This window comes from Bacillus sp. C30, from assembly GCF_040838255.1.
Lineage (GTDB): Bacteria > Bacillota > Bacilli > Bacillales > Bacillaceae_G > Bacillus_A > Bacillus_A mycoides.
In genome coordinates, this window is the sequence record NZ_JBFPJH010000246.1 from 1 (window position 1) to 5,015 (window position 5,015).

Genomic DNA, 5,015 nt, shown 5'->3' on the forward strand with positions numbered 1-5,015 from the left:
ATTTTATCCGCTGCACACGTTTGTTTGTAACTCTTGTTTACTTGTACAATTAGATGAATTTGAATCTCCGTACAATATTTTTCATGACTATTTATACTTTAGCTCTTATTCCTCCAGTTGGCTACTACACGCTAAGCAATATGTAGAAATGGCGATTAAGCGTTTCAACTTAACAAACCATTCGAAAGTGATTGAAATCGCAAGTAACGACGGGTACTTATTACAATACTTTCAAAAAGAAAATATCAAAACGTTAGGAATTGAACCAGCAAAAAATGTAGCAGAAATCGCTACCCAAAAAGGAATTCCTACTGAAGTGAATTTTTTCAGCAATGACTTAGCAAAAAAGTTACCGCAAGCTGATTTAATCGTCGCAAATAACGTATTAGCACACGTTCCGAACTTGCATGATTTTGTTGCCGGTTTAAAAACATTATTAAAACAAGATGGTACGATAACAATTGAATTCCCGCACTTATTAAACCTCATATCCTTTAAACAGTTTGACACAATCTATCATGAGCACTTCTCTTACTTCTCTCTTATAAGTCTTCAAAAAGTTTTAGCTCATCATCATTTGAAAATTGTTGATGTAGAAGAGCTTTCAACGCACGGTGGTTCCTTGCGTATTTTTATAAACCATCATAGTGCCTCATCCACTATCCATTGCAATGTTACAAAATTAATCCAAAAAGAAGTAGATCACGGGCTAGATACATTAGATTGCTATCTCCTTTTTTCTGAACACATAGAACAATTGAAAATAAGTATTTTAAAGTTTTTTATCGAAGCAAAAGCTTTAAACAAACAAATTATCGGTTACGGCGCTCCAGCTAAAGGAAACACCCTTTTAAATTATTGCGGGATAGGAAAAGAATTTCTAAATTATACTGTAGATAAAAACCCTCACAAACAAAATCTCCTTCTACCAGGAACCCGGATTCCAATACAATCTCCGGAAGAAATAAAACGTACAAAACCTGATTACATTCTCATACTTCCTTGGAACTTGAAAGACGAAATTATGAAAGAATGCTCTTTCATTCGTGAATGGGGTGGCAAATTTTTAGTAACGATTCCAGAAGTTGAGGTAATTGAGCCATGAAAAAAATCCTTGTAACAGGCGGTAGTGGATGGATTGGTAAATATGTTGTAAATTCTCTTATACAAAAGGGCTATGAAGTGCACGCCACTTTCCATACAAATAAGCCTTCTCACCTTTCTTGCGATTGGCATAAAGTAAACTTACTTTGCGATGAAGAAGTAAAAAAACTCATTTACGACATTAAGCCTAGTCATCTCATTCATTTAGCTTGGGAAGCAGTGCCGCCAGCGTGTTATGTATCTATTAATAATTACTATTGGCTTATATCCAGTATCTCATTAATTCAAAACTTCACAACGTGCGGCGGAAAGCGAGTCATCGTTGCCGGTACTGGCGCAGAGTATGAATGGTTTAACGGCGTATTATTTGAAGATTCACCGCTTCTTTCCTATAAAACCCCGTATTCATTATGTAAAAACGCACTACATTCCTGGCTACAATCATACGCTGGGCAAACCGGCCTCAGCATGTGTTGGGGCCTAATTTTTCATATGTATGGCCCTTACGAACATGGTAATCGACTTGTATCTAACATTATCACTTCATTATTAAAAAACGAGGAAGCACTATGTACACATGGAAATCAATCTCGAGATTTTCTCCATGTGAGTGATGTCGCTGATGCTCTTGTGACCTTATTACAGTGTAACGTTACAGGTACGATAAATATCGCTTCTGGTCACTCTGTACAAATTAAAGAATTAGCTTCTATCATTGCCAAAAAGATAGGAAAAGAAAATTTAATTAAACTAGGTGCTATCCCTTTTCCTAAAGATGAACCTTTATTTGTCGGCGTTAATGTGGAACGTTTAAAAACTGAAGTAAAGTGGCTACCCACTTACGATCTAAACACAGGAATTGAGGAAACTATTTTTTGGTGGGAATCATTTATAAAAAAGCATAACGATATGCATCACTGAAACGCAGATCCTTTGTTCCTCCCGCTAGTTCTCTATACCATGCTTCTAATCTTTCAGGTGTAATAATATGATGCATCCCCATTCCCGCATGTATACTACCTTGAGAAAGAGTTGGCCCGATTTGTAATTTGCGCCTTTTGATCGCATCATTCCACGGACTAAATCCAAACCATACAATACATGCAAGAGGTGGGTAATTCATAGACTCATGCATAGTTAAATGTCTTCCAGCCGTATAACTTCCATATTCGTGATTGTGAATGAACCTCCCTCTTCTCCACAGCTCCCAATCTTCAGGCAAGTAACCGTGAAATCGCTGTTTCATTAGAGAAATACTATACCTAAGTTTTGGATAATTATAGTTTGGATTTTCTACCATTATAAGGCCTTCTAACCAGTACATCCTCCCTCCTAAGTTTTTTAGTGATTTCCAGAACTGCTCTTTATCTTGTACACAAAGAAACTCAGTCGTATTTAAAATTATTTTCTACCCTTCTACCTCTTGTTCAACCCCCATTACTTCACGATCTGTTGCTAGTGCATCAAATTCTGGATTTTCAGAATCTCGCACTTCCCAATGCGGTGCGAACTTTTTGCAAATTTCCACAGAGCGATCTGTAGAACCTTTATTAATTAAAATACCATGATCAAACAGTTTCGTATGATGCATAAGCCACCACGGTAATAAATACTCTTCATTGTAAAAATGAGAAATAACGGTTGTAGTTATAATAATCTCCTCCTCTTTCTCTATTAATCTACTTTTTCATCCTACTCTTAATATACTTATCAGTTATGTAATTGGTTTCTTTTATTTTTAAAATATGTTTTTCTACCATATACTATGCTTTCTTCGACAACCACCATTTTCTAAAGAATCAACTCCGTACAATTAACATCCAAATAAACTGAAAATTAAGTTATAATATCATTATAAAATTATGAAGGAGGAATGCGCTCATGTACTACAACACTTCATTCGAAAACGATCAACCTGTAGGCCGTCTATAATCTAAGACGGGCATTCATATAACAAGTGCACCATGCCTCGTCTTAGGGAATAAATCATAACCCTAAAAATAGACGGAGGTCATTCAAATGAAACAAACCATTTTAGGAGCTATATGTTTATCACTAGCAGCAAGTATTTGGGGCGGTATGTACGTCGTTAGTAAATACGTACTCGACTTTATTCCGCCACTTACACTCGTTTGGCTACGTTTTATTATCGCTTTTGTTGTTTTATATGTGATTTTGAAAACAACTGAAAAAAAGCAAAAGAAAAAAGTACCCATCCACAAAAAAGATTGGCTATTATTTGCTTGGATTGGATTCATCGGGTATTTCATTTCAATCACATGTCAATTTATCGGAACGAAATTATCCGATGCTCATACAGGCTCCTTAGTGACATCAGCTACACCTGCATTTATGGTTATATTTGCAGCGTTCATTTTAAAAGAGAAACTAACTACTCGTAGACTTTTATCAACTATAATAGCGACAATCGGTGTCATTATCGTTATCGGATGGGATATTGAAATCGGCTCCTATTTTATCGGTACAATCATTTTAGTTGGGGCCGCTATTACGTGGGCTTTACTGTCCATTTATGTAAAAATCGCTTCAGCTCGATTTTCATCTTTAATTATTACAACGTACGCAATATTTTTTTCACTCTTTTTCATTACACCTTTTATGGTATGGGAATTCCAAACAAATCCTATTGAACATATGAACATGTATGTAGTATTAGGCGTACTCTATTTAGGAATCGTCTCAACCGCAGGTGCATTTTTTCTTTGGAATAAAGGGTTAGAATTAATGGATGCTAGCATTGGCTCATTATTTTTCTTCTTTCAACCTATCGTCGGTTCGCTACTTGGCTGGCTCCTGTTAAATGAGACGTTAAACAGTAACTTTTTCATTGGTGGTATCCTTATTATATGCAGTGTTATAATTACTACTTTGAAAAGCAAAAATAGTATAAAAAAACAGGCAGAGACTTAGTCTCTGCCTGTTCGCATAATTGGGTCTTGATCATGGAATCCTATACAAATTGGTATACTACTTTGTACTCCACTCCCTACACTTTACGCAGTCCAATGTGCTGGACGAGACAACACTTTCGGTAATTTCGTATGTTTGTCCCCTTTCGCCGCATTAATTTGGACTTGCGTAAGAAAAATACTATTCGTAAAATCTGCCCCGCGAATATCTGCATCACGCAAATCTGCTCCAATGAGATCCGCTCCGCGTAAGTCTGTACCATTAAGGTTAGCCGCAATTAAATACGCCCCTCTTAAATTGGCTCCTTGTAAATCTCTCTTTTTTAGATTCGCTCCCATTAGGTCTGCCCCTCGGTGACTGATCCTTTTCTTACTTTTAGAATTCATTTCCTTCCAGACTAGTTCACTCGTTTCCAGAAGGAGAACATTCACTTCTGCACGGTGTAATGGCACATTTACTTCCATTAACTCATCTGGACTTAAATTAGAAAGACGCTCAGTCTCTTCAATTGCTTCCTTCAGCTCTTTATGAATTGTCTGCGTCGCCTTTAATAGAATAGCCTCATTCAAATACCAAAGCATTTCATGAAGTTGATGCATTACCGGAAAAGCATCATACATTTTTCTCGCATGCTGAGCATCTTTCCGCCAATCAATTCCTTTAAACGTAACTTGAGAAATCTTTTGTCCAGCACCGAAACATTCAAACACTGTACAACCTTTATACCCTTTTCCTCTAAGATCTCTATGTATACTACATTTATAATCTGATTGTAAATTTGTACAAGGTTTACCACCATCTTTATTCACCGCAAAATCTATTGATGCCGCAAACGGTAATGCCACACAACATAATCCAAAACATTTTTCACAATCTGCTTTTAAACTATTGTGATTTACATCCTCTTCTACATGAAAATAATCGTTATGATTAGTCAAAATATATCCCCCCTGCTACCTTTCAACTATTCCATAATAATC

At 36.4% G+C, this 5,015-nt stretch carries 4 protein-coding genes and 1 pseudogene; 3 read left to right on the forward strand and 2 right to left on the reverse strand.

Going from position 1 to position 5,015, the window contains the following annotated elements:
- Positions 1-1,105, forward strand: a 1,105-nt coding sequence (locus AB3X49_RS17550) for a methyltransferase domain-containing protein (RefSeq protein WP_367963691.1), incomplete at its 5' end; no start/stop codon positions are given.
- Positions 1,102-2,025, forward strand: coding sequence for an NAD-dependent epimerase/dehydratase family protein (locus tag AB3X49_RS17555; RefSeq protein WP_367963694.1), 924 nt, complete (start codon positions 1,102-1,104; stop codon positions 2,023-2,025). The genes AB3X49_RS17550 and AB3X49_RS17555, both read left to right, overlap by 4 nt.
- On the opposite strand, the pseudogene AB3X49_RS17560 reads toward AB3X49_RS17555, so the two are convergent.
- Positions 1,994-2,695 (reverse strand): annotated as a pseudogene (locus AB3X49_RS17560) (glycosyltransferase family 2 protein). The gene AB3X49_RS17555 and the pseudogene AB3X49_RS17560 overlap by 32 nt on opposite strands.
- 428 nt (positions 2,696-3,123) lie before the next feature.
- On the opposite strand from AB3X49_RS17560, the gene AB3X49_RS17565 reads away from it, so the two are divergent.
- Positions 3,124-4,035, forward strand: a complete 912-nt coding sequence (locus tag AB3X49_RS17565; RefSeq protein ID WP_367963696.1) for a DMT family transporter — start codon at positions 3,124-3,126, stop codon at positions 4,033-4,035.
- An 83-nt stretch (positions 4,036-4,118) separates the two neighbouring features.
- Here AB3X49_RS17565 and AB3X49_RS17570 read toward each other — a convergent pair whose 3' ends face one another.
- On the reverse strand, positions 4,119-4,973 hold the full coding sequence (locus tag AB3X49_RS17570) for a pentapeptide repeat-containing protein (RefSeq protein ID WP_367963698.1): 855 nt from the start codon (positions 4,971-4,973) through the stop codon (positions 4,119-4,121).
- Positions 4,974-5,015 lie beyond the last annotated feature (42 nt).